This window comes from Eikenella longinqua (assembly GCF_001648355.1).
Lineage (GTDB): Bacteria > Pseudomonadota > Gammaproteobacteria > Burkholderiales > Neisseriaceae > Eikenella > Eikenella longinqua.
Genome location: NZ_LXSL01000012.1, coordinates 21,048 through 47,998, shown reverse-complemented (window position 1 = coordinate 47,998; position 26,951 = coordinate 21,048). Strand labels below are relative to the sequence as shown.

27 protein-coding genes are annotated in these 26,951 nt (G+C 57.5%); 11 read left to right on the top strand and 16 right to left on the bottom strand.

Going from position 1 to position 26,951, the window contains the following annotated elements:
• Nucleotides 1-181 precede the first annotated feature (181 nt).
• Nucleotides 182-3,259 carry an efflux RND transporter permease subunit gene (locus A7P95_RS02275; RefSeq protein WP_067590534.1) on the bottom strand — a complete coding sequence of 1,026 codons (3,078 nt, stop codon included), beginning with the start codon at nucleotides 3,257-3,259 and terminating at the stop codon, nucleotides 182-184.
• Nucleotides 3,259-4,380 carry an efflux RND transporter periplasmic adaptor subunit gene (locus A7P95_RS02270; protein WP_067590527.1) on the bottom strand — a complete coding sequence of 374 codons (1,122 nt, stop codon included), beginning with the start codon at nucleotides 4,378-4,380 and terminating at the stop codon, nucleotides 3,259-3,261. Before A7P95_RS02270 ends, A7P95_RS02275 begins: the two co-directional genes overlap by 1 nt.
• 83 nt (nucleotides 4,381-4,463) lie before the next feature.
• Here A7P95_RS02270 and A7P95_RS02265 point away from each other — a divergent pair, with 83 nt between their 5' ends.
• The 7 genes from A7P95_RS02265 (at nucleotide 4,464) to A7P95_RS02235 (ending at nucleotide 10,509) form a co-directional block, all read left to right on the top strand.
• Nucleotides 4,464-4,898, top strand: coding sequence for a MarR family winged helix-turn-helix transcriptional regulator (locus A7P95_RS02265; protein ID WP_067590525.1), 435 nt, complete (start codon nucleotides 4,464-4,466; stop codon nucleotides 4,896-4,898).
• 281 nt (nucleotides 4,899-5,179) lie between these two features.
• Entirely contained in the window at nucleotides 5,180-5,446 is a 267-nt protein-coding gene (locus A7P95_RS02260; RefSeq protein ID WP_067590522.1) for a hypothetical protein, read from the top strand.
• A 263-nt stretch (nucleotides 5,447-5,709) separates the two neighbouring features.
• Nucleotides 5,710-6,522: a threonine/serine exporter family protein gene (locus A7P95_RS02255; protein ID WP_067590519.1), complete on the top strand. Its 813-nt coding sequence runs from the start codon at nucleotides 5,710-5,712 to the stop codon at nucleotides 6,520-6,522.
• 3 nt (nucleotides 6,523-6,525) lie between these two features.
• On the top strand, nucleotides 6,526-6,987 hold the full coding sequence (locus A7P95_RS02250) for a threonine/serine exporter family protein (protein WP_067590516.1): 462 nt from the start codon (nucleotides 6,526-6,528) through the stop codon (nucleotides 6,985-6,987).
• Between the two features lie 209 nt (nucleotides 6,988-7,196).
• Entirely contained in the window at nucleotides 7,197-8,756 is a 1,560-nt protein-coding gene (locus A7P95_RS02245; RefSeq protein WP_067590514.1) for a TerC family protein, read from the top strand.
• Between the two features lie 205 nt (nucleotides 8,757-8,961).
• Complete coding sequence (gene nfsA / locus A7P95_RS02240; protein ID WP_067590511.1) at nucleotides 8,962-9,699, top strand: oxygen-insensitive NADPH nitroreductase; 738 nt, start codon at nucleotides 8,962-8,964, stop codon at nucleotides 9,697-9,699.
• A gap of 96 nt (nucleotides 9,700-9,795) precedes the next feature.
• Nucleotides 9,796-10,509: a hypothetical protein gene (locus tag A7P95_RS02235; protein WP_067590509.1), complete on the top strand. Its 714-nt coding sequence runs from the start codon at nucleotides 9,796-9,798 to the stop codon at nucleotides 10,507-10,509.
• Between the two features lie 116 nt (nucleotides 10,510-10,625).
• Here A7P95_RS02235 and grcA read toward each other — a convergent pair whose 3' ends face one another.
• The 11 genes from grcA to A7P95_RS02180 form a co-directional block, all read right to left on the bottom strand.
• Nucleotides 10,626-11,015 (bottom strand): autonomous glycyl radical cofactor GrcA, encoded by a 390-nt coding sequence (grcA, locus tag A7P95_RS02230; protein WP_067590506.1) that lies wholly within the window; start codon nucleotides 11,013-11,015, stop codon nucleotides 10,626-10,628.
• Nucleotides 11,016-11,131: 116 nt separating this feature from the next.
• On the bottom strand, nucleotides 11,132-11,470 hold the full coding sequence (locus A7P95_RS02225; protein WP_067590504.1) for a cupin domain-containing protein: 339 nt from the start codon (nucleotides 11,468-11,470) through the stop codon (nucleotides 11,132-11,134).
• Nucleotides 11,471-11,826: 356 nt separating this feature from the next.
• Nucleotides 11,827-12,273: a molybdenum cofactor biosynthesis protein MoaE gene (locus tag A7P95_RS02220; RefSeq protein ID WP_067590496.1), complete on the bottom strand. Its 447-nt coding sequence runs from the start codon at nucleotides 12,271-12,273 to the stop codon at nucleotides 11,827-11,829.
• A 1-nt stretch (nucleotide 12,274) separates the two neighbouring features.
• A complete protein-coding gene (gene moaD / locus A7P95_RS02215) occupies nucleotides 12,275-12,529 on the bottom strand; it encodes a molybdopterin converting factor subunit 1 (RefSeq protein ID WP_067590495.1) in 255 nt (84 codons plus the stop codon).
• Entirely contained in the window at nucleotides 12,513-12,986 is a 474-nt protein-coding gene (moaC, locus tag A7P95_RS02210) for a cyclic pyranopterin monophosphate synthase MoaC (protein ID WP_082890688.1), read from the bottom strand. The genes moaD and moaC overlap by 17 nt, the downstream gene beginning before the upstream one ends.
• 244 nt (nucleotides 12,987-13,230) lie before the next feature.
• Entirely contained in the window at nucleotides 13,231-13,845 is a 615-nt protein-coding gene (mobA, locus tag A7P95_RS02205; RefSeq protein ID WP_082890687.1) for a molybdenum cofactor guanylyltransferase, read from the bottom strand.
• A gap of 4 nt (nucleotides 13,846-13,849) precedes the next feature.
• Nucleotides 13,850-14,371: a molybdenum cofactor biosynthesis protein B gene (gene moaB / locus A7P95_RS02200; protein WP_067590494.1), complete on the bottom strand. Its 522-nt coding sequence runs from the start codon at nucleotides 14,369-14,371 to the stop codon at nucleotides 13,850-13,852.
• Nucleotides 14,372-14,374: 3 nt separating this feature from the next.
• A complete protein-coding gene (gene moaA / locus A7P95_RS02195) occupies nucleotides 14,375-15,361 on the bottom strand; it encodes a GTP 3',8-cyclase MoaA (protein ID WP_067590492.1) in 987 nt (328 codons plus the stop codon).
• A gap of 109 nt (nucleotides 15,362-15,470) precedes the next feature.
• On the bottom strand, nucleotides 15,471-16,697 hold the full coding sequence (locus A7P95_RS02190) for a molybdopterin molybdotransferase MoeA (RefSeq protein ID WP_067590489.1): 1,227 nt from the start codon (nucleotides 16,695-16,697) through the stop codon (nucleotides 15,471-15,473).
• A gap of 133 nt (nucleotides 16,698-16,830) precedes the next feature.
• The gene (locus A7P95_RS02185) at nucleotides 16,831-18,216 is read right to left on the bottom strand and encodes an MFS transporter (protein ID WP_067590486.1); all 1,386 of its coding nucleotides are present in this window, start codon (nucleotides 18,214-18,216) and stop codon (nucleotides 16,831-16,833) included.
• A gap of 79 nt (nucleotides 18,217-18,295) precedes the next feature.
• Entirely contained in the window at nucleotides 18,296-19,546 is a 1,251-nt protein-coding gene (locus A7P95_RS02180; RefSeq protein WP_067590483.1) for an MFS transporter, read from the bottom strand.
• 308 nt (nucleotides 19,547-19,854) lie between these two features.
• Between A7P95_RS02180 and A7P95_RS02175 the strand changes: the two genes are divergently transcribed.
• Both A7P95_RS02175 and A7P95_RS02170 read left to right on the top strand, forming a co-directional pair.
• Nucleotides 19,855-21,768, top strand: coding sequence for a histidine kinase (locus A7P95_RS02175; protein WP_067590480.1), 1,914 nt, complete (start codon nucleotides 19,855-19,857; stop codon nucleotides 21,766-21,768).
• Nucleotides 21,765-22,436, top strand: a complete 672-nt coding sequence (locus A7P95_RS02170) for a response regulator (protein ID WP_067590477.1) — start codon at nucleotides 21,765-21,767, stop codon at nucleotides 22,434-22,436. The genes A7P95_RS02175 and A7P95_RS02170 overlap by 4 nt, the downstream gene beginning before the upstream one ends.
• A 136-nt stretch (nucleotides 22,437-22,572) precedes the next feature.
• Here A7P95_RS02170 and A7P95_RS02165 read toward each other — a convergent pair whose 3' ends face one another.
• Genes A7P95_RS02165 through A7P95_RS02155 form a run of 3 tightly spaced genes read right to left on the bottom strand, consistent with a single transcriptional unit; the run spans nucleotide 22,573 to nucleotide 25,215 of the window.
• Nucleotides 22,573-23,262 (bottom strand): M48 family metallopeptidase, encoded by a 690-nt coding sequence (locus tag A7P95_RS02165; RefSeq protein WP_067590474.1) that lies wholly within the window; start codon nucleotides 23,260-23,262, stop codon nucleotides 22,573-22,575.
• A 2-nt stretch (nucleotides 23,263-23,264) separates the two neighbouring features.
• Nucleotides 23,265-23,735 carry a hypothetical protein gene (locus tag A7P95_RS02160; protein WP_156503469.1) on the bottom strand — a complete coding sequence of 157 codons (471 nt, stop codon included), beginning with the start codon at nucleotides 23,733-23,735 and terminating at the stop codon, nucleotides 23,265-23,267.
• A 4-nt stretch (nucleotides 23,736-23,739) separates the two neighbouring features.
• Entirely contained in the window at nucleotides 23,740-25,215 is a 1,476-nt protein-coding gene (locus tag A7P95_RS02155) for a type I restriction-modification system subunit M (protein WP_082890686.1), read from the bottom strand.
• A gap of 97 nt (nucleotides 25,216-25,312) precedes the next feature.
• Here A7P95_RS02155 and A7P95_RS02150 point away from each other — a divergent pair, with 97 nt between their 5' ends.
• Entirely contained in the window at nucleotides 25,313-25,966 is a 654-nt protein-coding gene (locus A7P95_RS02150) for an IS1595 family transposase (protein WP_067590468.1), read from the top strand.
• 94 nt (nucleotides 25,967-26,060) lie between these two features.
• Nucleotides 26,061-26,921 carry an EamA family transporter gene (locus tag A7P95_RS02145; RefSeq protein ID WP_067590465.1) on the top strand — a complete coding sequence of 287 codons (861 nt, stop codon included), beginning with the start codon at nucleotides 26,061-26,063 and terminating at the stop codon, nucleotides 26,919-26,921.
• The last annotated feature ends 30 nt before the right edge of the window (nucleotides 26,922-26,951 follow it).

Genomic DNA, 26,951 nt, shown 5'->3' with positions numbered 1-26,951 from the left:
TATATCTGCCTGCTGTTTGCCTGATTGCATGGGTAAGCAACCATTCAATTCGTCAGCAACTAAGGGGAAATTGAAAATCCGCCCCTGCCATGTGCTGCACCAAAGAAAGGCTACCTGAAAATCAGTTGGATAATTTTCAGGTAGCCTTTTGCCATTCCGGCTGCGGCTTGCTGTTTGCGCCTTATGCTTCCTGCTCTGCCCGCTGCCTATCTTCTTCCGTTACCGAGGTCAGTTTTGCCAGTTTGGGGGCAAGATAAGCCCGCAAGTCGTCCATCAGGGAATACACCACGGGTACGAAAATCAGGCTGAGCAAGGTGGAGCTTGCCAGGCCGCAGATAACGGCAACCGCCATCGGTGCACGGAATGCGGCTCCAGCACCGCCTGCAAATACGGCGGGAATCATGCCGGCTATCATGGCTATAGTGGTCATCATAATCGGGCGTACGCGCTCTGCGCCGGATTGAATAAGCGCGGTAAAGCGTTCTATGCCTTGGGCACGTTTTTCAATCACGATGTCCACCAGCAAAATGGAATTTTTAGTAACGATGCCCATCAGCATCAGGATGCCGATGACGGACGACATATCCAATGCCGCGCCGTAGAGCCACAACCCCGCTGCCGCGCCGCCGATGGAAAGCGGCAATGCAGTGAGGATGGTGAGCGGTTGCAGGAAGTCTTTAAACAGCAGCACCAACACCATCAATACCATTACTACGCCGAAGCCCATGGCCGCACCAAATTTTCCAAACATTTCATCCATATATTCTGCTTCACCGTATTGCGGCACGCGCACGCCTTCGGGCAGGTTTTGCATAATCGGCAGTTGGTTTACCTGTGTGAGTGCCGTGCCGATGGTCTGCCCGACTGCCAAATCGGCTTCTACGGCAATGCGGCGTTCGCGGTCGAAGCGTTCGAGGCTTGCCGATCCTGTGCCGAAAGAGATGTCCGCCACGGTATGCAGGGCGACGGTTCCGCCGTTTGAGGTGGGAATGCGGAGCTGTTTGATGGTGTCCAAACTGTTGCGATCGGCGGCAGCGAGGGTTACGCGTATCGGCACTTGGCGGTCGGGGAAGGTAAAGCGTGCGGCGTTGCCGTCCACATCGCCCACGGTAGCGATACGCAAAACGTTGCCGACAGATTGCGCGCTCACGCCTGCTTTGGCGGCTTCGTCTTCGCGTAATTTGATACGCAGCTCGGTTTTGGCAAGTGGTGCGTTGATTTGCACATTTTCCAAAACATCCAGCCCCCGCATTTGGGCTTTGAGTGCTTGTGCCGCCTGATTGAGTTTGGCAGGGTCGTTGCCCGTGAGTATGACGGACACGTCGCGCGCCGCCATTTCATTGCGGAAGGCAAAGCGGATGTCGGAAAGTTTTGCCAATTCGTCGCGCAGTTTGTCTTCAAACTCTTTCTGCGTGATGCTGCGTTGGTTATGCGGTTTCAAACGGATAAGCACTTCGCCTTTGTTGGTTTCGCTGCTGCCTGCGGTGATAAAGGTCAAGGCTACTTCGTCAAACCGGCGGATGGTGCGGTCGATTTCCCGCAAAGTGTCGTCGGTCTGTTTCAAACGGCTTCCCGGCGGTAGGGTAAAATCGATTTGGCTCATGCCGGTGTCGCCTTTGGGGATAAAACCGGTGGGCAGAAACGGCACGATTGCAAACGACAACGCCAAAAACACACCGCCCAGCAACAAGGTGGTTTTACGGAAACGCAGAGCTTTATCCAATAATTTCAGGTAGCCTGTTTTCAGACGGCCATGCGGCGTATCGTGCGGCTTGGTCTGTACAGGGTGCAGGATGTATGCTGCCAAAAGCGGGGTAACCAACCGCGCCACCAGCAATGAGGTCAACACAGCCGCAGCCACCGTAATGCCAAACTGGGTGAAATACTGCCCTACCACGCCGCCGATGAAGCTCACAGGCAAAAATACGGCAACAATGCTCGCGGTAATCGCCATCACTGCCAAACCGATGGCGTCGGATGCGTCCAATGCCGCCTGATACGGGCGTTTGCCCATGTGCAAATGCTGTTCGATGTTTTCGATTTCGACAATCGCGTCATCCACCAAAATACCGATGACCAGCGTAATGGCGAGTAGGGAAATGCTGTTGAGCGTGTAGCCTAAAAGGTGCCTGGCGGCAAAAGTGGGCAGGATGGAAAGCGGCAGCGCAATGGCCGCAACCAATGTGGCACGCCAGTTTCGCAAAAACAGCCAAACCACCAACACAGTCAGCCCCGCCCCTTCCAGCAGGGTATTGATGGCAACGTTGTAGTTTTCCTTGGTGGTGTCCACCGAGCTGTACACTTCTTTAATCCGCACGTCGGGATACTGTGCGGCAAGCTCCTGTAAGGCTTGTTCCACGCCTTTTGCCACCACCGTATCGCTCGAGCCTTTGGTGCGGTACACCTGAAAGCCCAATACTTCGCGTCCGTTCAAACGCGCACGGCTGCGTACTTCGGCGTGTGCGTCACGTACAAGGGCGAGCTGCGACAGCTTCACTTTGCGGTTGTCATTCAAGGCGATTTCGGTATCCGCCAAATCCTGTACGGTTTTTTTCGCACCCAATACACGTACGGACAATTCCTGTCTGAACACATCCGTCCGCCCTGCCGGTACGTTGGCATTGGTCTGCGCCAGCTGCATACTCACCTGTTCCGCACTGATACCGTAGGCGTTGAGTTTTTCCGCTTGCAAATCCACGCGGATTTCGCGTTTTTCCCCGCCCAGGCGTTTGACCTGCTGCACGCCGTTTACCGACAACAATGTACGGCTGACGTTTTCATCGATAAACCACGCTAAATCGGTCTGTGTCATATTCGGCGACTGCACCGCATAATAGCCCAACGCCCCGCCCTCGCTATCCATCCGTTCCACCACGGGGTTGGTGATGTTGGACGGCAACTCATCGCGGATTTGCGTAACCGCGTTGCGTACATCGTTTACCGCACGGTCTGTATCGGTTTCCAATTGGAATTCAACTGTGGTAACGGACGAGCCTTCTGTAATCGAAGAAGTGATGTGCCGCACGCCCGCCATCCCCGAAAGTGCGTTTTCCACGCGGCGCGTTACCGAGTTTTCCAATTCGTCGGGCGAAGCCCCCGCCTGCGAAATCGTTACGTTTACCACAGGGAAATTCACATTTGGATCGGCATTAACGGGTAGTTTTTGAAAAGCAAAAATACCTACCAGTGTTAAAACAAAAAACAGCACAATGGTGGGAATCGGACGACGGATTGCCCAAGAGGAAACGTTGAACGACATTATTTCTCCCCCTGTAAAACCGGCTCGACCACATCGCCCGCCTCGACAAATGCTCCCGCCTGCCGCACGACACGTTCGCCTGCTTTCAGACCGGAAACGATTTCCACCGAATCGCGGTACACCGCGCCGATCTCCACATGCCGGATATGCACTTCCCCTTGCATATCCACAATTTTCACGAAAGTCTTGCCCTCATCATCAAAACCAATTGCCGAAAACGGCAGGCTGCCGTTTACCAAACGTGCAGGCAGGCGCACGGCTACCTGAACATAGCTGCCGATGGTGCTGTCCAACACGCCCTCCGTCGAAATGCGGATTTTCGCCACACGGCTAATGCTGTCGATTTCAGGCTGAATCAGTCGGATACTGCCCTTGCCGATATTGCGGTTGTCGGCGGTGATTTCCGCTTCCAACCCGAGCGAGAGCCGCTCCAAATCTTCCGCCCCCGCTTCCGCCTGCACTTCCAGCACGCCGTTTTGGGCAATGTGAAACAAAGCATTACCGCCCGTAAGCGTACCTGCTTCCACGGCACGGCTGGTAATCACGCCGCCGACAGGTGCGATAACTTGTGCTTTTTGGCGCTGATACCGGCTGTCGCTCAATTGTGCCTGCATCTGGGCGATTTCGGCCTGTGCCGCCTGCACTGCGGCTTTTGCCGTTTGCGCTTTGGCACGCTGTTGATCCAGCTCCATGCGGCTTACCGCATCGCCGTCGGCCAGCGCCTGATAGCGGTTTAGCGTGGCAGCCGCCTCGCGCCAAGCCGCCTGCTGGGAAGCTAAGTTGGCACGCGCGCGCTTAAGCGCGGCTTCATTTTGCGCCAGCTGCGACTGCACGGCGCTGTGTTCCAGCACAGCCAGCACCTGCCCCCGCTCCACGCGCTCGCCCACGTCGGCCTTCACCGACAGCACCTGCAAGCCTTGCAGCGGCGTGCCCACAGCCACGTCTTCCTTCGCCACCACCCGGCCGGAGAGCAGCAGAGTTTGTTCCTGCCCGCCCTGCCGCATCTGCACCACATTGATTTTCATCGGTGCAGCCTGTGCCGTGTCGTCGCCGTTACTTTTGCCGCAGCCAGCCAGCACCATGCAGCACAAGCCGAGCAGAATTATCCGTTTCCCACGCATTATTCAGTCCTAAAAAATACTATTACACATCCATGCAAAAAGTGTTAATATGCAACCAATCATCTAAAAATATAGGATTTTCCATGCACAGTTCAGAATTAATCGGCAAACACGTGAGCGAAATCGATGCCGTGTTTGACGACTGGATTACACAGCTCGGGCTAAGCTATACCCACTTCGCCGTGCTCTACAGCCTTGCCGCCGTCCCAGAAGGGCAGTGCACGCAAAAGCAGATTTGCCAGGAATACTTCCTGCCCAAACAAACCGTGTTCAACGTATGCAAGGAATACCGTGAAAAAGGTTGGATCGAATTCCACCCGAGCACGACCGACAAGCGCGAACGCATTATGCTGCTCACCGAAGCCGGCCGGGCACAGGCCGAGCCCGTGATGGCGCGCACCAACCGAATGTGCGACAACGCCATCGCCGCCTTCGGCAAAAAGAAAACCGAGCAGATGTTTGCCCTGATGAGCGAATTTTGCCAAATATGCCGCACAGAAATGGGAAAGCCAGGCTAATCCGAGCCGCCAACTTGGAGGCTACCTGAAAACTGCCCTCCTTCCACAAATGAGCCTCCTCCATTTTTCAGGTAGCCTTCCCTGCCTCCAACAGGCTACCTGAAAACAGTTTGACTCAGGCCAAGGCAATACCTCTGCGAAACTGAAAACAAAACACTGTCCGGCTTCTGCCAAGCCAACATAACAAACCGATACAAAAGAGAGAAAAAGGAGAACACAAAGAAAAGTTGCACCTTTCGCAACAACGGGAAAACAGCAATACTGACCAAAGGGATGGCAATATGAAAACAATAAAACCAGATAAAAACCCGGCAATCACCGACGCCTCATGCCTCACAAAATATGTGGCCGAGCGGATTCCAAAGCTAGATCAATCCATTAAAGGCCGATTTCCTGAGAAAAACGCTGTTTTTATATTGGAACTATCCGAAAACACAAGCACAGGCGACTTCTACGGCTATCTATTCAACCGGTACAGCGGCAAGATATACCGCTTTGCATACGAGGCAAACGAACTACTGGTGCTGGAAATGAAGCCGATGTTTTAACGCCTGCAGGCTACCTGAAAAACAGTTTGCCGTTTTCGCCTCGCAGCAGCCCGGCTTGGGTATCGCCCAAATATCGTCTTAGCTGAGCAGAAACTCAACTTCGGCTGTGCCAAACCCCGTTTTCAGGTAGCCCTTCCCCCTCCTAAGTGGCTGCCGCATGGGGCTTGCGGTATAATCCGCCTCCCCACAACAATCAAAACAACAGGCTGCCCCGGCCGTTTCCGCACGCCATCTCAACCCTTTCCCCACTCCGGTTTATTAAGATGACGCCCCCTCTCCCCTCCCCCGGCACCGCCAACCCTCCCCCCATTGATCACGAACAGCAGCAGGAAATCTCCCGCCTGTGCATCCAAGCCGCGCTTTTGCTGCTGCAATACGGCGCGGAAAGCACGCTGATCGACCAAATCGCCTTCCGCCTCGGCCGCGCGCTGGGCATGGATGCGGTGGAATGCGCGCTCACGCCCAACGCCATCGTGATCACCACGCTGTGCAACAACCATTGCATTACCACCACGCGCAAGAATTTCGACAAGGGCATCAATATGTCGGTGATCACTTCGGTGCAGCACATCGTGATCGGCGCCGAGCGCGGACTGTATGGCGTGCGGCAGGTGCGCGCGCGGCTGGATGCGGTGAAGCCGGTGAAATACAACCGCTATCTGGTGGTGTTTATGGTGGGGCTTTCCTGCGCCAGTTTCGCCCACCTTTCCGGCGGCGACCCGCTGATTTGCGGCATCACGTTTATCGCTTCGGCCTGCGGCATGTGGGTGCGGCAGATTTTGTCGGCGCGGCAATACAATCCGGCGGTGGTGTTTGCGGTTACGGCGTTTGTGGCTTCGATGGTGTCGGGCATGGCGCTGAAATACGGCTGGGGTGCGCGCCCGGAAGTGGCAATGGCTTCGAGCGTGCTGCTTTTGGTGCCCGGGGTGCCGCTGATCAATTCGCTGGCCGATATTCTGAAAGGCCATGTGAACATGGGCATCAGCCGCTGGGCGGTGGCCACGGTGCTCACATTCAGCACCTGCCTGGGCATCGTGCTGGCTTTGAGCCTGCTAAACGTTTCCGCTTGGGAGTGAGCCATGCTGCTGCTGGATTTGTTAGACGATATGTTTTTTGCCGCCATCCCCGCCGTGGGCTTTGCGATTTTGTTCAACGTGCCGCGCAATGCGCTGAAATATTGCGCCTATTTGGGCGCGCTGGGGCACGGCACGCGCACGCTGCTGATGCATGCGGGCATGTCGCAGGGTTTGGCCACGCTGTGCGCGGCTTCGCTGGTGGGCTTCATCGGCGTGTATTTGTCGCAGCGCTATAAGGCGCACCCGAAGGTGTTCACCGTGGCTTCCATCATCCCGATGATTCCGGGGGTGTATGTGTATAAGGCGATGATTGCGCTGGTGCAGATGAACCACAAGGGCTTTTCCGAGCAGCTTTTGGTGCAAACGGTGGATTATTTTCTGAAGGCGGGCTTTGTGATCGGCGCGCTGGCTTTCGGGCTGGCGCTGCCGGGGCTGCTGTTCTACCGGCAGCGGCCGGTGGTGTAGGCCGTATTACGCATCGTGCCGCAATCTGCTACACTTGCCCCATCTTGTTTCCCCCTCTCCGATATGCACCCTGCTTCCCCCGCCCCTTTAGAGCCCGAGCCTGCCGCTGCGGCGGCTTCGGCCTGCATATCGTGTGATGAAAGGCTACCTGAAATTTTTCAGGTAGCCTTTGCTTGTTTCCACAACCTGTTTAGCAAGGAATTGTATTCATGGATTTCTCCTGGCTGGCCGACCCGGTTACCTGGCTGGGCTTCGCCACGCTGATTATTCTCGAAGTGGTGCTCGGCATCGACAACCTCGTGTTTGTGGCTATTTTGGCCAGCAAGGTGCGCCCCTCCCAGCGCGACCGCGCCCGCGTTACCGGCCTGATGCTGGCCGTGCTGCTGCGCCTTCTGATGCTCGCCTTCATGAGCCGCATCATGCAGCTCACCGCCCCGCTGTTTTCCCTGGGGCGGCTGGAAGTGGCCGGCAAAGACATCATCATGTTTCTCGGCGGCCTCTTCCTGCTCTACAAAGCCACCACCGAGCTGCACGAGCGGCTCGAAGGCGCCAACCACTACGCCGTGTCCGACACCGACCACCGCAAAAAGCATTCGCCCTTTTGGAACGTGGTGATTCAGATTTTGGTGCTCGACGCTGTGTTTTCCATCGACGCCGTGGTCACCGCCGTGGCCGTGGTGCAACACATCCAAATTGCCATGGCCGCCGTGGTGGTGGCGATGGCGCTGATGATTTGGGCCAGCAAGCCGCTCACCGACTTTGTCAACCGCCACCCCACCGTGGTGATGCTCTGCCTGGGCTTCCTGCTGATGATCGGCTTCAGCCTGATTGCCGAAGCCTTCCACGTGATCATCCCCAAAGGCTACCTCTATGCCGCCATCGGCTTCTCCGTGCTGATTGAAGTGTTCAACCAAATCTCCCAGCGCAACACCGACAAAAACGCCTACGGCAGCCGCTCCTGGCGCCGCCGCACCGCCGAAAACGTGCTCGGCATGATGGGCATCCGCGAAACCATGCTGGCCAAAGCCGGCGAAGAAGGCAGCGACAGCAGCCATTTTGAAGAAAACGAAAAATCCATGATCCGCAGCGTGCTCACCCTCGCCGAGCGCCCCCTGCCCGGCATCATGGTGCCCCGCCGCGACATCGAACGCCTCGACCTTTCCCAAAGCCGCGAGCAGCAATACGCCCAGCTGCAAAACACGCCCTACTCCCGCCTCCTGGTGGTGGGCAAGGCCGGCGCCGACGAGCCCCTGGGCTACATCAACAAAAAAGACCTGCTCAACCAGCTCCTGGCCGGCGAAGAGCCCAACATCCAAGCAGCCCTGCGCCAGCCCCTCATCCTGCCCGACAGCACCAACGCCCTCTCCGCCATCGAGCAGTTCCGCCACAGCGGCGCCGACTACGCCCTGGTGGTGGACGAATTCGGCGCCGTACAAGGCATGGTTACCACCAAAGACCTGCTCGAAGCCATCGCCGGCGAGTTTCCCGAAGCCTTCGAGCGCCAAGAGCAGCCCGACGCCCAAGCCCAAAGCAGCAACACCCTCATCGTAGACGGCAGCCTCGAATACGCCGAGCTCGCCCCCCAGCTCGGCCTCCCCCCGCCCGAAGAAGACGCCGACTACCACACCGTGGCCGGCCTGATGATGGAAGAGCTGCAAACCCTGCCCAACGTGGGCGACACCCTCGACTACCACGGCTGGCGCTTCACCGTGAGCAGCAAAGAAGGTCAGCGCATCGAGCAAATCAGCATCAGCCCCCTGCCCGAATAATTTTCAGGTAGCCTCAACCCTTGGCAAACAAACAAACGGCAGATACAAAATCCGCCGCCACAAGAAAACCATAAGCCCCACAGGCTACCTGAAAACCAAATCAAGCCGCTTCCGCAAAACCGCACCCGTCTCCCTTGAACCCATCCCACTTTGCCAAAACATTTTTCAGGTAGCCTTCCCCCTCCCACCACTTAAGGACTGCATCATGCCCGCCCCCATCCTCCCCTCCCAGCCCACCCTCGCCACCGCCCTCGCCCACCGCTCCATCCGCCAATTCACCGCCGAGCCCGTTGCCCCCGAACAGCTGCAAGCCATCCTCGAAGCCGGCCGCGCCGCCTCATCCTCCAGCTTCATGCAGTGCATCCACATCATCCGCGTTACCGAGCCCGCCCTGCGCCAACGCCTCTGCCAAATCGCCGCCAACCAAGAATACGTGCGCCTCGCCCCCGAATTCCTCGTATTCTGCATCGACTACAGCAAACACCGCCGCCTCGTGCCCGACATCCAAACCGGCTACACCGAAGCCCTGCTGCTCGGCGCCGTGGATGCCGGCATCACCGCGCAAAACGTGCTGCTCGCCGCCGAATCGCTCGGCCTGGGCGGCGTATACATCGGCTCCCTGCGCAACGACATCGCCGCCGCAGCCGAAGCCCTCGGCCTGCCCGACACCGCCGTGCCCCTGTTCGGCATGTGCATCGGCCACCCCGCCCAGCAGCCGCTCTACCGCCCGCGCCTGCCGCTGGAAGCCATTGTGAGCGAAAACCGCTACCGCGAATGCAGCCCCAACACCCTCGAAGCCTACAACCGCGAGCTTGCCGCCTACTACCAAGCCCGCAGCGGCCTCGACCTTGATTGGACGCGCCAAATCGCCAACACCCTGGCCAAACCCCTGCGCCCGCACATCCTGCCCTTCCTGCAACAGCGCGGCTTTGCCAAGCAATAAATCCGGCAATGAAAAGGCTACCTGAAAATTTCGCTGCGCAGAAACTCCACTGCATTGCGTTTCAGGTAGCCTCTCTCCCCGAACATGGAGAACATCATGAAAAAAGCATTGTTTTTCTTAATCGGCGCACCCTTTTTCGTTTGGCTGTTTATCCTTGCCGCCAAATATGCCATCTTCGGTCCGGATCCTTATCCACCACGCACTTGGCAGGAAGAGGTGCGCCTCAGCGATGGCACGGTGATTCTTACCGAACGCTATGCCAATTGGGAAACGAGGGACAGCCTGGCAAAACAAAGCATCCGCGTGATTGATGCCGAAGGGCTGGATCTCCCGCCGGAATGGTCGGATAAATGGGAGCTGCTAATCCTGGATCGGGATAAACAAGGTGTATGGAACCTCATTGTTCGGCCAGGCCTTTGTTACGACTGGAACGAAACTTTCGCCTATCGCCAATATCAGGCCGTCAATGGCCGCTGGCAGCGGGTAGAGTTTGACAAAACCCTGCATGGCCGCCCGGCGAATTTGGAAGGGGATATTTATGTGCAGCTTAAGAATATGCCGAGATTCATAGGAGTGGACGAAAAACAATTTATTTCTACCGAACCCCACCCGGAAGTGAGCAAACCTCTAGATGATTTTTCTTGGCGAGGAATAAATATCCACGCACTTTCTGGATGCGATCTCTACTGCTGGTTGTATGGAGAGAGAAAGTTAGGTATCCGTTGTGAAAAATACGGGTTCTGCGAACAGCCAGGGAATGAAAGCAAACCGCAATGTTATCGATATAAGGAAACGCCCAACTCTTTTTAGCGGGCAAGCCGACAGTTTCGTTTTCAGGTAGCCCCTACTTGGAAATAATCTCCTGCCGTCCACACAAAAAGGCTACCTGAAAATTTTCAGGTAGCCTTTTTTGATTACCGCTCAGCTTACATATGCTGGGTGAAAGTGCGGGTGATCACGTCGCGCTGCTGCTCCGGAGTCAGGGAGTTGAAGCGCACTGCATAGCCGGATACGCGGATGGTGAGCTGCGGATATTTTTCGGGGTTGGCCGCAGCGTCTTCCAGCATTTCACGGGTCAGCACGTTTACGTTCAGGTGTTGGCCGCCTTCCACTTTCGGGGCAACGCGCACATCCACGGGCACTTCTTCATAGTTCACGTCGCCCAAATCGCTCAGGGCAACCACTTGGTCGGCCACAAAATGCTCGTCGTTGCTGCACAAGCAGCGGGCTTGCTGGGTTTCGTCGTCCAGCAGCCAGAAAGAACGTGCCAAAGCAGGATGTTGTGCGGATTGGGTGATTTGAATCCCTTTAATCATGATTTATATCTCCAAATAAAAGCCCTTGCGAGCCATAAGGTTACAAACAGACTACAAACAAACTTCAAAAATCCTCATCAACCCCCAAGCGGGAAGCCGATGCGGCAAAACAAACTTTATAAACAGCATTGGCCGAAGCGCAGTTTCTTATTCAACAGCGCGTTGTAACACAGCTGTTTCACCACCAAGATGGAAGTGTCGTTTTCCAAGGCTTCGATCACGTGCGTTTCGCCCGGCTCGATGCGCGCCAGATTCATGCTGTGCAAATCAATATGCCCCTGCTCGGTTTTCACGCGGGCCGCGCCGGCGAGCACCACCACGGTGATGATGGCTTCGGCGGAATACGGCGGCACTTCGTTGCCTTTTTGCAGGTTGAGCTGCACGATTTGCTGATCGGCATCTTCCACTACGATGCCGCCCAAGGTTTCTTTCGGGTTCAGTTGATAGCCTTGCATGATTTTCTACCTTTGAAATACGTTTGGCGGCGCAGTGAAGCCGCTTTTCCTGCCTGCTATTTTATCCGATTTTCACCCGCAGGCTCAAGGCGATACTGCATGAATGATAAAAGATTCGGCAGCAGTGTGCCGATTGGGCAAAAGTGGGGATGGCGGGCTTGAGCAAGCTGCCTAAAACATTAACTTCAATACTGCCGAACAAAGCCTGAAATAAAGGAAATAGCGTTCCAATTAGGAAGAAATATTCACTTCTTTGTCAATCCGATTTTCAGGTAGCCCCGGGCGGCGGAATCACAAACAGGCTACCTGAAAACGAATAAAGCCAGTTTTCAGGTAGCCTGTTCTGAGGGCGGGTATTACTCAATCAGTGTGCGTTTGGCATCTGCCGCTTGGTTATCCAGCCAGGCGGCGGCGTGCTGGCCGCTATAAAACTCCTGTTTCCAAATCGGCACTTCCGCCTTCACTGTGTCGATGATGAAGCGGCAGCCGGCGAAGGCTGCGTCGCGGTGGCCGGCGGTTACGCCCACCCACACCGCCATGTCGCCCACTTCCAGCCGCCCGTAGCGGTGCACGCACACGGCTTCGGCCAGCCCGAAGCGGCGTTTGGCCTCTTCAATCACGGCCTGCCCCTGGCGGCGCGCCAGCTCTTCATACACGCTGTACACCAGATAATCCACGCGCTGCCCGTCGTTTTGGCGGCGCACCCAGCCTTCGAAGCTGAGGAAGGCGCCGCATTGCTCGTTGTTTAGCAGCCTTTGGCGCAGGGCTTGGCTATTGATGGCCTGCATAGTCAAATCAAACATTTCAGCCTCCGGCCACGGGCGGGATGAAGGCCACGATGTCGCGCTCGGCCAGCGGCTGCGCCCAATCGGCAAAGGCATGGTTTACCGCCGCGCGCACTCGCTCTTGCGGCAGGGTGAAGCCGTATTGCTGCGAGAGTTGGCCATATAGCGCGGCGGGGGTGCTGCCTTGGGCAACGGCGAGCGTTTCCTGCTCTTTGCCGGCCTGTTCGCGCAGGGCGGCGAAATACAGCACGGTGATTTCAACGGTTGAACTCATGTTTGCCTCCGGATTTGTGAATCAGGCGGATGTCTTGGATTTGGATGTCGTGGCTCAAGGCTTTGGTCATGTCGTACACGGTGAGCGCGGCCACGGATACGGCGGTGAGCGCTTCCATTTCTACGCCGGTTTTGTGGCTCACGGCCACTTCGGCGCGGATGTTCAGGCTGTGCGCGGCATCGTCGTAGGCCAGCTCCAGCTTGCAGCGCTCCAGCATCATCGGGTGGCACAACGGAATCAGGTTGGCAGTGTTTTTGGCCGCCATGATGCCCGCCAGCCGCGCCACTTCGCTAATCGCGCCCTTGGCGGTTTGGCCGTTGGCGGCCTGGATTTGGGCATACACTTCGGGCGGGAACACCACGCGCCCGGCAGCTGCGGCCACGCGGCGGGTAACGGCTTTATCGCCCACGTCCACCATGCTGCTGCGGCCTTGTTGGTCTAAATGTGTTAGCAAAATCTTGTCCTTAATGGAAAATCAATGATCGGAGGCTACCTGAAAGCTGCCCATCTGTTTTCAGGTAGCCTTTTTATATTGGGGCTGGGCGCGGATGAATCAGGCTACCTGAAAAACACTCGGCCAAATAATTTTAGGCTTGGCGGAAAGTTGCCTCTTCGTTTCACCTGCGCTGAAGCTTTTTAACTGCTTTCAGGTAGCCTCTACATATCACGCCAAGCCGATAGAGGCTACCTGAAAATACACTTCAGCCTTGCGCCGACAGCCACTCCGCCTGCGCCACCGCCTGCTCAAACTCCTGCGGCGTATTGAAATTGCACAACGGCCGCCACTCGGCCGGCAGCGGCGCGGCGGCAAACGGCACGGTTTCCAGCCAAGCGGTTACACGGCGCTGCCCGCTTGCCAGATACTGCCGCAGCGGCTCGGCCAGCGCCGCCGACCAATGCGCCAGCAGCGGATACGTCCGTTCTCCGTCCTGCAAGGCCGCCACGCCGTCGCACCAGGCCGCGCTGCCCCGTGCCTGCTGCAAACAATCCGCCACCTGCTCCGGCAGCAGCAGCGTATCGCAGGAGAGCACATATACGCCGCTATATCCCTGCGCCGCTGCCCGATCCAACGCAGGCAGGATGGCCGACAGCGCGCCCTGCCGTTCGGGCAGGGCATCGGGCAAATAGTGCGCCTGCGGAATATTGGGAAAACGCTGCCCGGCAGCGGCCAGCCACAGCGGGCGTTGCGCCGCCGCCAAACGCTCAATCAACGGCACGCCGCGATAGGTCAGCAACGGCTTGGGTCGGCCCATGCGCCGGCTGAGCCCGCCGCACAAAATCAGCAGCGGTTCGCGACAAGCCGCCGTGGAAGCCATGGTTTTATTTGCCCCACGCGTTCAGCACGCGGGTGAAGCCGCAGCTATTGATGCGCGGGTCGAGCTGCGGGGCGATGATGTTTTCCCAGGCGGTGCGGCAGGCGCCGGTGGAGCCGGGCAGGCAGAAAATCAGCGTTCGGTTGGCAATGCCGGCCACGGCGCGCGATTGGATGGTGGACATGCCGATTTCCTGCAAAGACACGGCACGGAACACTTCGCCGAAGCCGGGAATGGCTTTATCGAACAGGATTTCCACCGCATCGGGGGTTACGTCGCGGTCGAACATGCCGGTGCCGCCGGTAATCAGCACCGCGTCGGTGTGCGGCTCGGCAATGGCAGCAGACACGCGGGCGCGGATGTCGTAGAGCTCGTCGCGACACCATTCGCGCGCGCGCAGCTCGTGGCCGGCGGCTTGCAGGGCTTCGGCCAGATAGTTGCCGCTGCCGTCTTCTTTCGGGCTGCGGGTGTCGGTAACGGTGAGCAGGTGGATGCGGAAGGGGCGGAATTCGGGTGCGGCGCGGTACATGGTTTAGCCTCCGGTCATGGAAAGGTTGGTGATGAGGCCGACTTTTTTGTCGTGCAAATAATGGTGTTCGGGCTTTTCGGCGATGGTTTGGTGCAGATACTGCCGCAGCCCGTGCTCGTCGCCCGCGCGCAGGAAGGGGCGCAGGTCGTAGGCGATTCCGCCAAACAGGCAGAGGTGCATTTTGCCTTGGGCGGTAACGCGCAGGCGGTTGCAGCTTTTGCAGAAGTCTTGGCTGTAGGGGGCAATGAAACCGATGCTGCCGGCAAAATCGCGGTGGAAATATTCGCGGGCGGGGCCGGCATGCGGCTGGCGCGGGGCGAGCTGCCAGCCCTGCTCTTGCAGGCCGCGCTCGATTTCGGCGGCGGAGAGGTGCTGGCTATTAAAGAAGGCGCCGTTGTCGCCGGTTTGCATCAGCTCGATAAAGCGCAGGGTAACGGGGCGGGCGCGCACGAAGGCAAGCGCGTCTTGCAGCGTGCGGCCGGCGTAGCGGCGCAGCAGCAGGGTGTTCACTTTCACGCCGTAGAAGCCTGAATCCAAGATGTCGTCGAGGGCACGCAGGATGTTGGCGCATTCGCGTTTGCCGGTGATTTGGAAGAAGGTGTCGGGGTCGAAGCTGTCGACGCTGATGTTGATTTTGTCGAGCCCGGCGGCGCGGTAGGCGGGAAAGAGCTGGGCCAGGCGGAAGGCGTTGGTGGTGAGCGCCACGTTTTCAATCAGCGGGTTGGCTTTGCATGCGGCGATGATGTCGGCCAGGTCGCGGCGCAGGGTGGGCTCGCCGCCGGTGAGGCGGATTTTGCGCGTGCCGGCGGCGGCGAATACGTTCACCAGGGTTTGGATTTCGGGCAGGCTGAGCTCGTCGGGCTTGGCTTTGCCTTGATAACCGTTGGGCAGGCAGTAGGTGCAGCGGTAGTTGCACAGGTCGGTAACCGACAGCCGCAGATAGCTGAGGCGGCGGCGGTAGGGGTCGGTGAGCGGGGGCTGGGCGGTCATGGCGCGGTCTTTGGGGTGTGCGGTGTGGATTATTATGTGTGGCTTGGGCTGAAAGGCTACCTGAAAACTAGCAACGAGGCTTGGAGAGATTTTCAGGTAGCCTGCTGTGCTACAGAAACGCTTCTGCAAAAGGCTGCACGGTCACTTCCGCGCCGGCCGGCAGCGAGCCGCTTTCGGCGGGCAGAATCAGATAGGCGTTGGCGCGGCTCACTTGATAGATGCGGTGCGAATCCTGGCTGCCGAAGGGGGCGGCCAGCCAAGTGCCGTCGGGCTGGCGGCTGATGATAGCACGCTGGATATCGGTGCGGCTGTGGTTCTTCACGGCGGGCTCGGCCAGCTTGGCGGCAAAGCGCAGCGGCTGCGGGATTTCGGCCGCGCCGCAAAGCTGCCACAACGCGGCTTTCACAAACATATCGAAGCCCACAAAACCCGACACGGGGTTGCCCGGCAGGCCGAAACACCAAGTGTTCAGCATTTGCCCGAACACAAAAGGCTTGCCCGGCTTGAGCGCCACTTTGTAGTGGTGGATGCTGCCCACGCGCTCCACGGCCTCGCGCATAAAGTCGTAATCGCCCACCGACACGCCGCCGGTGGTAATCAGCACGTCGGCCTGCTGGATCACCTTATCCAGCATTTTCAGCACGTCTTCCAGCTTGTCGGCCACCTGCCCGAAGTCAATCACCTCCACCGGCAGCGCCGACAGCCGCGCCATCAGCATGTAGCGGTTGCTGTCGTAAATGCTGCCGCTGCGCGTAGCGGGCTCTCCCGGCTCCAGCAGCTCATCGCCGCTGGAAAGCACGGCCACGCGCACTTTGTGGAACACTTCGATTTCGGCGCAACCCAGCGCGGCCAAGAGCATGATGTCGGCCTGGCGCAGAATCCGCCCCGCCTGCAACACAGTTTCGCCTGCCGCGATTTCCTCGCCGCAGCGGCGGATGTTGCCGCCTTCGGCCGCGTCTTTTTCCAGGCGGATGATGCCGCCGTCCGCCTGCACGTTTTCCTGAATCACCACGCTGCGGCAGCCGGCGGGCACCACCGCGCCGGTCATAATCCGCACGCAGCCGCCTTCCGGCAGGCTACCTGAAAACGGCTGCCCGGCCACCGATTCGCCCGCTATCCGCCACTCGCTGCCTGCGGCAGCGGCTTCGGGCAGCGCGTAGCCGTCCATGGCGGAAATGTCGGCGGGCGGCAGATTGAGCGCGGAAGCCACGTCCTGCGCCAGCACGCGCCCCAAAGCAGACACCAGCGGCACGCGCTCGCTGGCTGGCGGTTTGCGGGCGGCGGCAATTTTTTCGTGAATCCGCGCTTGCAGTTCGTGAACGGGTGTGAGGGCCATGATGTTTTCCTTGTTGATCAAACCGTGTGTGCGGCGGGCGCTAAAGGCTACCTGAAAACGCAGTTAAAACGGAGCGAAGCAGCGTTTCTGCGAAGCGAAAAACGGTTGGCGCATTTTTCAGGTAGCCTCTACTTTAACACTTCGCTTCGGCATGTTTGCGGGCGTAATACCACCAATTGATGGCGGCGCACACCACATAGAAGGAAACGAAGCCGATGAGGGCGGCGTTGGCGCTGCCGGTGAGGTCCAGCGAAGTGCCGAAGCTTTTCGGAATCAGGAAGCCGCCGTAGCCGGCGAAGGCAGCGGTGAAACCGATGACTGCCGCCGCTTCGCGGTTGGCATCCTGCACGGCTTTTTCGGGGGTGGATTTACCTTCGGCCAAGAGCTTCTGGTGCATGCCGGAGAAAATCAGCGGCACTTGCACAAAGGTGGAGGCGTTGCCCAGGCCGCTGAGCGCAAACAGCGCCATAAAGCAGACGAAGAAGCCCCAGAAGCTGCCGCCCTGGCCGGGCGCGGCGGGCAAAAAGGCCAGCACGCCGAGGATGCCGACAATCATGCCCACAAACACCACCTGCGTGGTTTTTGCGCCGCCCAGCCTGCTCGACACCCAGCCGCCGGCGGAGCGGGTGAGCGCGCCGATGAGCGGGCCCAAGAAGGCATATTGCGCCGGGTTTACATCGGGGAACAGGGTTTGCGTGAGCTTGGGGAAGCCGGCGGAAAAGCCGAGGAAGGAGCCGAAGGTGCCCAAATAGAGGATGCACATCAGCCAGTTGTGTTTGCGCGTGAAAATCACCGATTGCTCTTTGAAGCTGGATTTGGCACTAGCCAAATCGTTCATGCCAAACCAGGCGGCGGCGGTGGACATGATGATAAACGGCACCCACACGAAGCCGGCATTTTGCAGCCACATCTGTTTGGTTACGTCGCCTTTGGCCCAGGTTTGCGCCTCGCCGCCAAGCGCGCCGAACAGGCCGGCGGTAATCGCCAGCGGCACGACAAACTGTACGGCAGACACGCCCAAATTGCCCAAGCCCGCATTCAGGCCGAGCGCGGTGCCTTTTTCGGCTTTGGGGAAGAAGAAGCTGATGTTGGCCATGCTGGAGGAGAAGTTGCCGCCGCCGAAGCCGCACAGCAGCGCCAGGATCACCATGGTGAAGTAGCCGGTGTCCGGGTTTTGCACGGCGAAGCCGATGCCCAGCGCGGGCAGCAGCAGGCTGGCGGTGGTGATGGTGGTCCACTTGCGGCCGCCGAAAATCGGCACCATAAAGGAATAAAACACGCGCAGGGTGGAGCCGGACAAAGCGGGCAGCGCGGCCAGCCAGAAGAGCTGGTTATCCGTATACTTGAAGCCGATATTGGGCAGATTGAGGATGGTAACGCTCCACACCTGCCAGATGGCGAAGGCGAGGAACAGCGCGGGGATGGAAATCCACAGGTTGCGGCGGGCAACGGGTTTGCCGGTGTGCCGCCAAAACTCGGCGTCTTCCGGCCGCCAGTCTTGAATCAGGTGGGACGACATGGGGTGCTCCTAATGAAATATGGGTTTGCTAGAGGCTACCTGAAAACGGTAAACCCTGTTTCAGGTAGCCTTCTCCGGCTTACTGGCCGCGTTTGGTTTTAAACGAGAAGTGCATCCAAATCAGCGACACGCACACCGTGCCGTAGAGCAGCATGAAGGTGGTGGAGCGGATGCCGGTGAGGTCGAGCAGCATGCCGAACATAATCGGCAAGAGAAAGCCGCCCAGGCCGCCCGCCAGGCCGACAATGCCGGACACCGTGCCGATGTCGTTCGGGTAGTCGTCGGCCACAAATTTGAACACCGAAGCCTTGCCCACCGCCATGGCGATGCCGGCGGTAAACATCAGGATGGTGAACAGCACCACGTTCAGCCCGATATGGAAGCTCTGCGGGCCTTTGGTGGTGGCGATCACGAAATCGGTTTGCGGGTAAGAGAGAATAAAGAAGCACACCCACAGCACCCACATCACACCCCAAGTAACTTTATATGCGCCGTATTTGTCCGACAGCCAGCCACCGATGGCGCGCAGCACGCCGCCGGGCAGCGAGAAGCAGGCCGCCAACAGGCCGGCGGTGGCCATTTCGAGGCCGTATTCGTTGATGTAGTATTTGGTCATCCACAGCGCCAGGCCGACGTAACCGCCGAATACCACGGAATAATACTGGCTATAGCGCAGCACGCCCGGGTCTTTCAGCATGGCCAGCTGCTCTTTGAGCGAGGCCTTGGGCGCGGTATTCGGGTTGTGCGGGGTGGGATAAGTGGTAAACCAAAACAGCACGGCGGTGGCGGCCATAATGGCGGCATACACCTTGGGCACAATCACCCAGGCCGCCGCGCCCGCGCCGGCTGCTGCCGAATATTTAATCAGCGCGGGGGCGACGAATTTATTGATGGCGCTGCCGGCATTGCCCGCGCCGAAAATGCCCATCGCCAAGCCCTGCTGCTGCTTGGGAAACCAGCGCGCCACATAGGGCGTGCCCACCGAAAACGAGCCGCCGGCCAAGCCCATCATCAGGCCGATGGCGATGAAGTGCCAGAAATGCGTGGCATAGGCCATGAGGAAGATGGCGGGCACAGACAGCACCATCAGCACAAACATCACAATGCGGCCGCCGAATTTGTCGGTCCAGATGCCCAGCGGCACGCGGATGAGCGAGCCGGAAAGCACCGGCACGGCCATCAGGATGCCGGTTTCCGTTTCGTTCAGGCCCAGCTGCTCCTGCACCTTCACGCCGACAATCGCCAGCATCATCCAAACCATAAAGCAGACGGTGAAAGCGAACGTGCTGGAGGCCAGCACCGAGTAGCGTTTGTAGTTTTCTGATTTCATTTTCTTGTTCTCTATGCGTGATTAAAGCGGGCAAAGCGGCAGGCTACCTGAAAACGAGAACCGCAAATTCTCCAAATTTTCCCGTTTAAACATCAGCTTAAACAGGCTACCTGAAAACCGCCATTCCGGCAGAAATTCTAAAGCAAAGCCCTGCGTGAAATAAGCCCTGTTGTAGCTAGCCCGTCTAATCCTTTCGGATTAGGCGGGCGGCCTACTTTTGCCTAGCTCAAAAAGTGAAACGGTTCGCGCGTATAATGCTGCTTAACTAGGCCGGCCTCAGCCGCCGTTTTGCCAGCCCGATTCCGCCGATGAAACCGTTGAAAAGCCTCTCCGTCCGCCTCAAACTGCTCACCCTGCTGTGGCTGGTGATTGCCGTGGCCTCCATCAGCTACACCCTGCTTTTGTCGTGGCGGCTGGAAGGCAGCGCGGCCGCCATCAACGACATCGGCAGCCTGCGCCTGCGCAGCTACCGCATCGCCCTGCTCATCCGCGAAAACGCCCCGTCTGCCGAAATCGAGCAACGCCTGCAGCAATACGACAGCATCCTGGCCAACGTGCGCCACGGCGACCGCCGCCGCCCGCTCTTCCTGCCGCCCGACGACATCGTGTGGCAGCGCTTCAATGAGCTGGATGCCCATTGGCAGCAGCGCATCCGCCCGCGTTTTCAGGTAGCCTCCACAGAACACCACCCCATCACCGACCAAGAGCTGCAACCCTTCCTCAACCGCCTCGACAACGTGGTCTCCGCCGTGGAGCAGGCCAACACGCGCTATATTTCCTGGCTGCGCCTGTTTCAGAGCAGCCTGCTGGTGCTGGTGGTGATGAGCGCCGCCTTTATGGTGTTCCTGCTGTATTGGTGGATTATCCGGCCGCTGCAACACCTGCAACAGGGCGTGGCCGCCATCCACGGCGGGCAGCTCGGCATCCAGATCCCCATCGACCGCTCCGCCGAATTCGCCCGCGTAGACAACGGCTTCAACCAAATGAGCAGCCGCCTCTCCCAGCTCTATTCCCATCTGGAAGAAGAAGTGGCCGAGAAAACGCGCGATCTGGAAGCCAAACACCACACGCTGGAAACCCTCTATTTCTTCTCGCACTTCCTCAGCCAAACCCAAACCACCACCGAAGCCGCCGAAGTATTTTTAAAAAGAATGCTCGAAATGGTGTCGGCCGACGCCGGCAGCATCCGCCTGATTGACTTCAAACGCCAGCGCATGGATTTGGTCACCCAAATCGGCCTGCCCGATTCGCTGCAAACCGCCGAAGCCTGCCAGCGTTTCGACGACTGCCTGTGCGGCCACGCCGTGATGCAAGACGACTGGCAGCCCATCCGCTTCGTGCGCCATGCCGAAGGCGAAAGCGAAACCGACGGCCAAACCGCCGCCGATAACGGCAACGAATGCAGCCGCCTCGGCTTTTCCCAGCTGCGCATTTTCAAAATCCGCTACAAAGCGCAAGATTTCGGCATGGTTACGCTCTATTTCAAACAGAAAGAGCCGGTGGCCGTGGCCGACGGCGACTTGTGGGAAGCGCTGTGCAGCCAGTTCGGCGTGGTCATCAGCAACCTGCGCCTCATCGACGAAAGCCGCCAGCTCGCCGTATTGCAGGAGCGCAACCTGATTGCCCAAGGCCTGCACGACAGCATCGCCCAGGCGCTCACCTTCCTCAACCTGCAAGTGCAGATGCTGGAAGCCGCCATGCAAAACCACGAGCAGGGGCAAATCAACGAAAACCTGCAATACATCAAAGATGGCATCCAGGAGTGCTACGACGACGTGCGCGAGCTGCTCAACAACTTCCGCACCAAAATCAACAACAAAGACTTCGCCGGCGTGGTGCAGGCGCTCACCGAGCGCTTCGAGCGGCAAACCCGCACCGCCGTGCGCCTGAGCTGGCACGGCAACGGCCCGCCGCTGAGCACCGAGCAGCAGCTGCAAGTGGTGTTTATTTTGCAGGAGAGCCTCTCCAACGTGCGCAAACATTCCCAAGCCGGGCAGGTGGACATCCGCTTCGACAACGGCCAAGATTTCATCATGAGCATCCAAGACGACGGCTGCGGCTTCGACACCGAACGCATCAAAGAGCGCAACGGCCATCACGTGGGGCTGCACATCATGCGCGAGCGCGCCAGCCGCATCCGCGCCGAGCTCACCCTGCAATCCGCCCCGGGCGGCACCCGGGTAACCCTGAAACTTCCCTCCGAAGAAAGAAGGCAGGTATGACCAACACGATCAAGATCGTCCTCATCGACGACCACACCCTGTTCCGCAGCGGCATCAAAGCCCTGCTCGCCCGGCAGGAAAACTACGAAGTGGTGGGCGAAGCCGCCGACGGCTTGAGCGGCGTGAAGCTGGTGAGCCAGCTTGAGCCCGACGTGGTGCTGCTGGATTTAGACATGCCGGTGATGAACGGGCGCGAAGCCTTGGCGCAAATCCTCAGCAGCCGCCCCGAGCAGAAAGTGGTGATGCTCACCGTGTCCGAAGACGGCGAAGACCTGGTGGAATGCATGCGCCTGGGCGCCTGCGGCTTCCTCTTAAAAAACATCAACGCCCACTTCCTCATCGACGCCATCGGCAAAGCCGCCAACGGCGACAACGTGTTTTCGCCCGAAATGATGGCCTGCATGGTGCAATCCCTCATCCGCCCCGCCCAGCCGCAATCCAAAAACGCCCTCGACACGCTCACCTCGCGCGAGCTGGAAGTGTTGCGCTACCTCGCCGTGGGGCACAGCAACAAAATCATCGCCAAGCGCATGGATTTGGCCGAATCCACCGTGAAGGTGCACGTGCAAAACATCCTGCGCAAACTCGAGCTCGGCAGCCGCGTGCAGGCCGCCGTGTATGCCGTGCAGCACAAGCTGCCGCTGCCCGAGGAAGAGCCCAAGGCATAAGGTTTTCACCGTCGGTTCCACGCAAGCAAAAGGCTACCTGAAACCTGGTTTGGGTTTTTCAGGTAGCCTGAAATAAAAGGTCGTCTGAAAAGGTTTAAAAACTGTTTTCAGACGACTTTTTTGATTTTAAAGAATATCAGACGCCCAACTTTAGCGAATTGAGCAATTGTTTGGTGCTTTGCCAATTGGGTAAAAACGCATCCATATGTGCCATAAACCGCTCGTTGTGATGCCGCTCCAGCAGGTGGGTCAGTTCATGCACGACGATATATTCCAAACATTGAGGCGGTTTTTTGGCAAGTTCCAGATTCAGCCAGATACTGCCTGTTTGCGTATTACAGCTCCCCCAAAGCGTTTTCATTTTTTTCACACCGAAACGGCTTGCCCGGACACCCATTTTTTCCTGCCAAAAATCTAACAGTTTGGCGATTTCCCGCTTCAGCTCATTGCGGTAAAACTTCTCAAGCACTGCCATTTGCTTGTCTTGGGCGGTTTTTTTGCCGACAAACAGCTTGATTTTATGATGCGTTATTTCAAGACGATGCTTGCCCGTAGTGGGCAATACTTCCAGCAGATAGCGTTTCCCCCATAAATAATGGCTTTCTCCGGAAACCATTTCGCGCCTGGATTCCCGGGCTTGATTTTCAAATGCACGCTGCTGCTTCTTTATCCATGTCAAACGGCTGGCAACTGCCATACGCACCGCATCATCGCTCATTTTCAGCGGTGCGGAAACGCGTACCGAGCCATGCGGGGGCAAAACGGCGATATGCAGGTTTTTAATGGATTTTCTGCGTATTTCTATGCTTAATGTACCGATTTGCATGATTAAGCCCTGTATTCTGCTTGTTGAATGATTAATTCAAACATTTTCTCAACATCCAACCCTTTTTCCTGTGCCAGCGGCTCCAAGCAGGTTTTCAAATGTTTCTGTTTCATCTTATTGGCGAGGTAGCCGTCCTGTTTGCGACTTTGAACCGTATCATGCACACGCTTCACCCAACCGGTATCTTGGCTCAAATTGTCAAAAAGTGCCTGTTTGCCGAAAGTATCGATTTCTTTGGGGTAACTGCTTTGCACCGGATTTGAAACCTGCTCGGCAAGGCGGGCTATCTCTTCCAAATATTCTTTATAGTCAATTGATTCCTGACGACGCTGCTCGATCAATTCATCCAGAAGTATCGACATTTTTTCAAAGTATTTCGGATTGGTCGGATTTTCGTCCACAATTCTTTTTCTGACATTATTTTCAATCGTTTCTGCAATACTGCTTTCATCGGAGCGGATAGATTCGGGCAAGTCTTCAACCGCTTCGCCGCCCTTTCAGACGACCCAATACTGTCCAGTAGGCTTCAAGGGCGTCTATGTCGCGCGCGGGGATGCCGCCGTAGAGGTGTGCCGCCAGGTCCTGGATGTCTTCGCGTTCGCCGCTGTCGATGTAGCGCGGCAGGTTGAGGTTGTAGTCTTGGGCGGCGATTTCGCTGAGGTGGACCAGGCGGCTGTAACGCGGGATTTCAAGCTGTCGGGTGAAGGTGTCGATGATTTTGTGGATGTCTTGCTCGCGCAGGCGGTTTTTGTTGCCGTCTTTGATGTAGCCGCGTGAGGCGTCAATCATGAAGACGCTGCCGCCGCTGATGATTTGCTGCGGGTCGTTGTCGGCAATTTGTGCGGTTTGGGCGTGGGCTTTGTCGATGACGATGATGCAGGCGGGGATGCCCGTGCCGTAAAAGAGGTTGGCAGGCAGTCCGATGATGCCTTTTATCAGCCCTTGTTTGAGCAGCTCGGCACGGATGCGCGCTTCGGCATTGCCGCGAAAGAGTACGCCGTGCGGCAGAATGATGGCGCCTTTGCCGGTGGGTTTCAGGCTTTTGACCAGGTGCAGCAGGAAGGCGTAATCGCCGTTTTTCTCGGGCGGTATGCCGTAGGTGAAGCGGCTGTAACGGTCGTCTGAAGGGAGCAGCCCGTTTGTCCAGTTTTTGCTGGAAAAGGGTGGGTTGGCAACGGCAAAATCAAAGGTTTTGAGCATGCCGTGTTCGAGAAATGAGGGTTCTGCCAGTGTGTTGCCGGTATGGATTTCGGCGGTTTCGTTGTGGTGCAGAATCATGTTCATGCGGGCAAGGGAGGTGGTGGATACGTCTTTTTCCTGCCCGTACAGGCTGATTTGGTTGCGGGCTTGGGCGGCAGCTTTGAGCAGCAGCGAGCCGGAGCCGCAGGTCGGATCGTAAACGGTGGTGCTGGCGGGACTGTCGGGGTCTATGCCGATGATTTTCGCCATGATGCGGGAAACTTCGGCAGGCGTGTAAAACTGCCCTTTGGATTTGCCCGATTCGGTGGCAAAGTGGCGCATCAGGTATTCGTAGGCGTCGCCCAGCAAATCATCGTCTTCGGCTTGGTTGGCGGAAAGGTTGAGTTTTTCAAAGACGCCGACCAGGTTGCTCAGGCGGTCAACCATGTCCTTGCCTTTGCCGAGCTTGTCCTCGTCGTTGAAGTCGGCAACGTCAATGATGCCTTTCAAGTCATTGGCTTCGGCGATTTTGGCGATGGTTTTGTTGATGTTGTCGCCGATTTCGGGGGTGTTTTTGAGTTTGGCGATGTCGTCAAAGGTCGTGCCGGCAGGCAGGTCTATCATGCCGGTGCCGGTTTTGTGTTTGTCGGAAATGTATTTGAGAAACAGAAGGGTCAGTACATAGTCTTTATATTGGCCGGCGTCCATCCCGCCACGCAGTTCGTCGCAGCCTGCCCATAGGGAAGCGTATAGCTGTGTTTTTTTGATTGCCATAAGATTTTGTTTTGATAGTGGAAATTAATGGGTATTTTAACATATCCTAAAAAATTTTAGGGCTGTACTAGATTAGCAGTTACGTTACTCTCAAAATATGAAGATAACACTCCGCAAATTAAAGAAAAAACCCCTGAGAGAACTGCTTCGCTTTTTTGTGCTCGAAGTTACCACCCGTGCCGCTGCTGATATTTTGGGCATACAGCCAAACTCTGCTATCCTGTTCTACCGTAAAATCCGTATGGTCATCAGCCATCATCTGGCATTGGCAGCCAATGAAATTTTCGCCGGCCCGGTCGAATTGGACGAAAGCTATTTCGGCGGACGCCGCAAAGGCAGACGCGGGCGTGGTGCGGCAGACAAGGTAGTGGTATTCGGCATCCTGAAACGACAAGGACGGGTCTATACCATTGTGGTGGATAACGCCAAGTCTGAAACGTTACTGCCTGTCATCAAAAAGAAAATCATGCCGGACAGCATTGTCTATACCGACAGCCTGAGCAGTTACGACAAGTTGGGCGTGAGTGGTTTTATCCATCACCGTATTAACCATTCCAAGGAATTTGCAGACCGTCAAAACCACATTAACGGCATTGAGAATTTCTGGAATCAGGCAAAACGTGTCTTACGCAAATACAACGGAATCGACCGCAAATCTTTCCTGCTGTTCTTGAAAGAATGCGAATTTCGGTTTAACTTCGGCACACCGTCCCGGCAGCTTAAAATCCTGCGGAGATGGTGTGGAATTTAGGGCTAATCTACGTCAGCCCCAAATTTTGACCGCACTTTTCAGACAACGTTCGGCTTGAAAGATCGTCTGAAAGCCCAAACCGCAGGAAAACGCCATGCAAAGCCGCCCCCTCGCCATCCTCACCACCGCGCTCGCTCCCTTGATTTGGGGCAGCACTTATCTGGTTACCACCGAATTTCTGCCGCCCGACCGCCCGTTTACCGCCGCGCTGATACGCGTGTTGCCGGCGGGGCTTTTGCTGCTTTTGTGGACAAGGAAAATGCCCAAGTGCGGGGAATGGGCGACGGTTTTGCTGCTCGGGTTTTTGAATATCGGCTTTTTCCAAGCCATGCTGTTTGTGGCGGCGTACCGGCTGCCTGGCGGTTTGGCGGCGGTATTGAGTTCCACGCAGACGCTGATGGTGCTGGTGTTTACCTGGCTGATTGGAAAAACCATGCCGCCCAAAGCGGCTTGGGCTTGGTCGGCGGCGGGTGTGGCGGGGATTGCACTATTGGTTTTGTCGCCCACGGCACGCTATGACGCGGCGGGAATTGCGGCGGCACTGGCGGGCGCGGCGGCGATGGCTTTGGGCGTTTATCTGTCCAAACACCGCCAAACGTCGCTGCCCGTGCTGGCGTTTACCGGCTGGCAGCTTCTGATTGGCGGCGTGTTTCTGCTGCCCGTTGCCCTGCTTGCCGAGCCGCCGCTGCCACATTTGACTGTTGCCAATATCGGCGGTTATTTATATCTTTGCCTGTTTGGTGCGGTGTTGGCTTATGCACTGTGGTTTGACGGCATTGCGAGGCTACCGCCTGCTGCCGTATCTTCGTTGGGATTGCTCAGCCCGGTGTGTGCTTTTGTGTTGGGCTGGCTGTTTTTGGGGCAGGGGATGGACGGCAAATCGCTGGCGGGGTTTGCGTTGGTGTTGGCTTCTATTTGGGGCGTGCAGCGGGCAGTGGCGGAAAAGGCTACCTGAAAAATGATGCGGCGATTTTTCAGGTAGCCT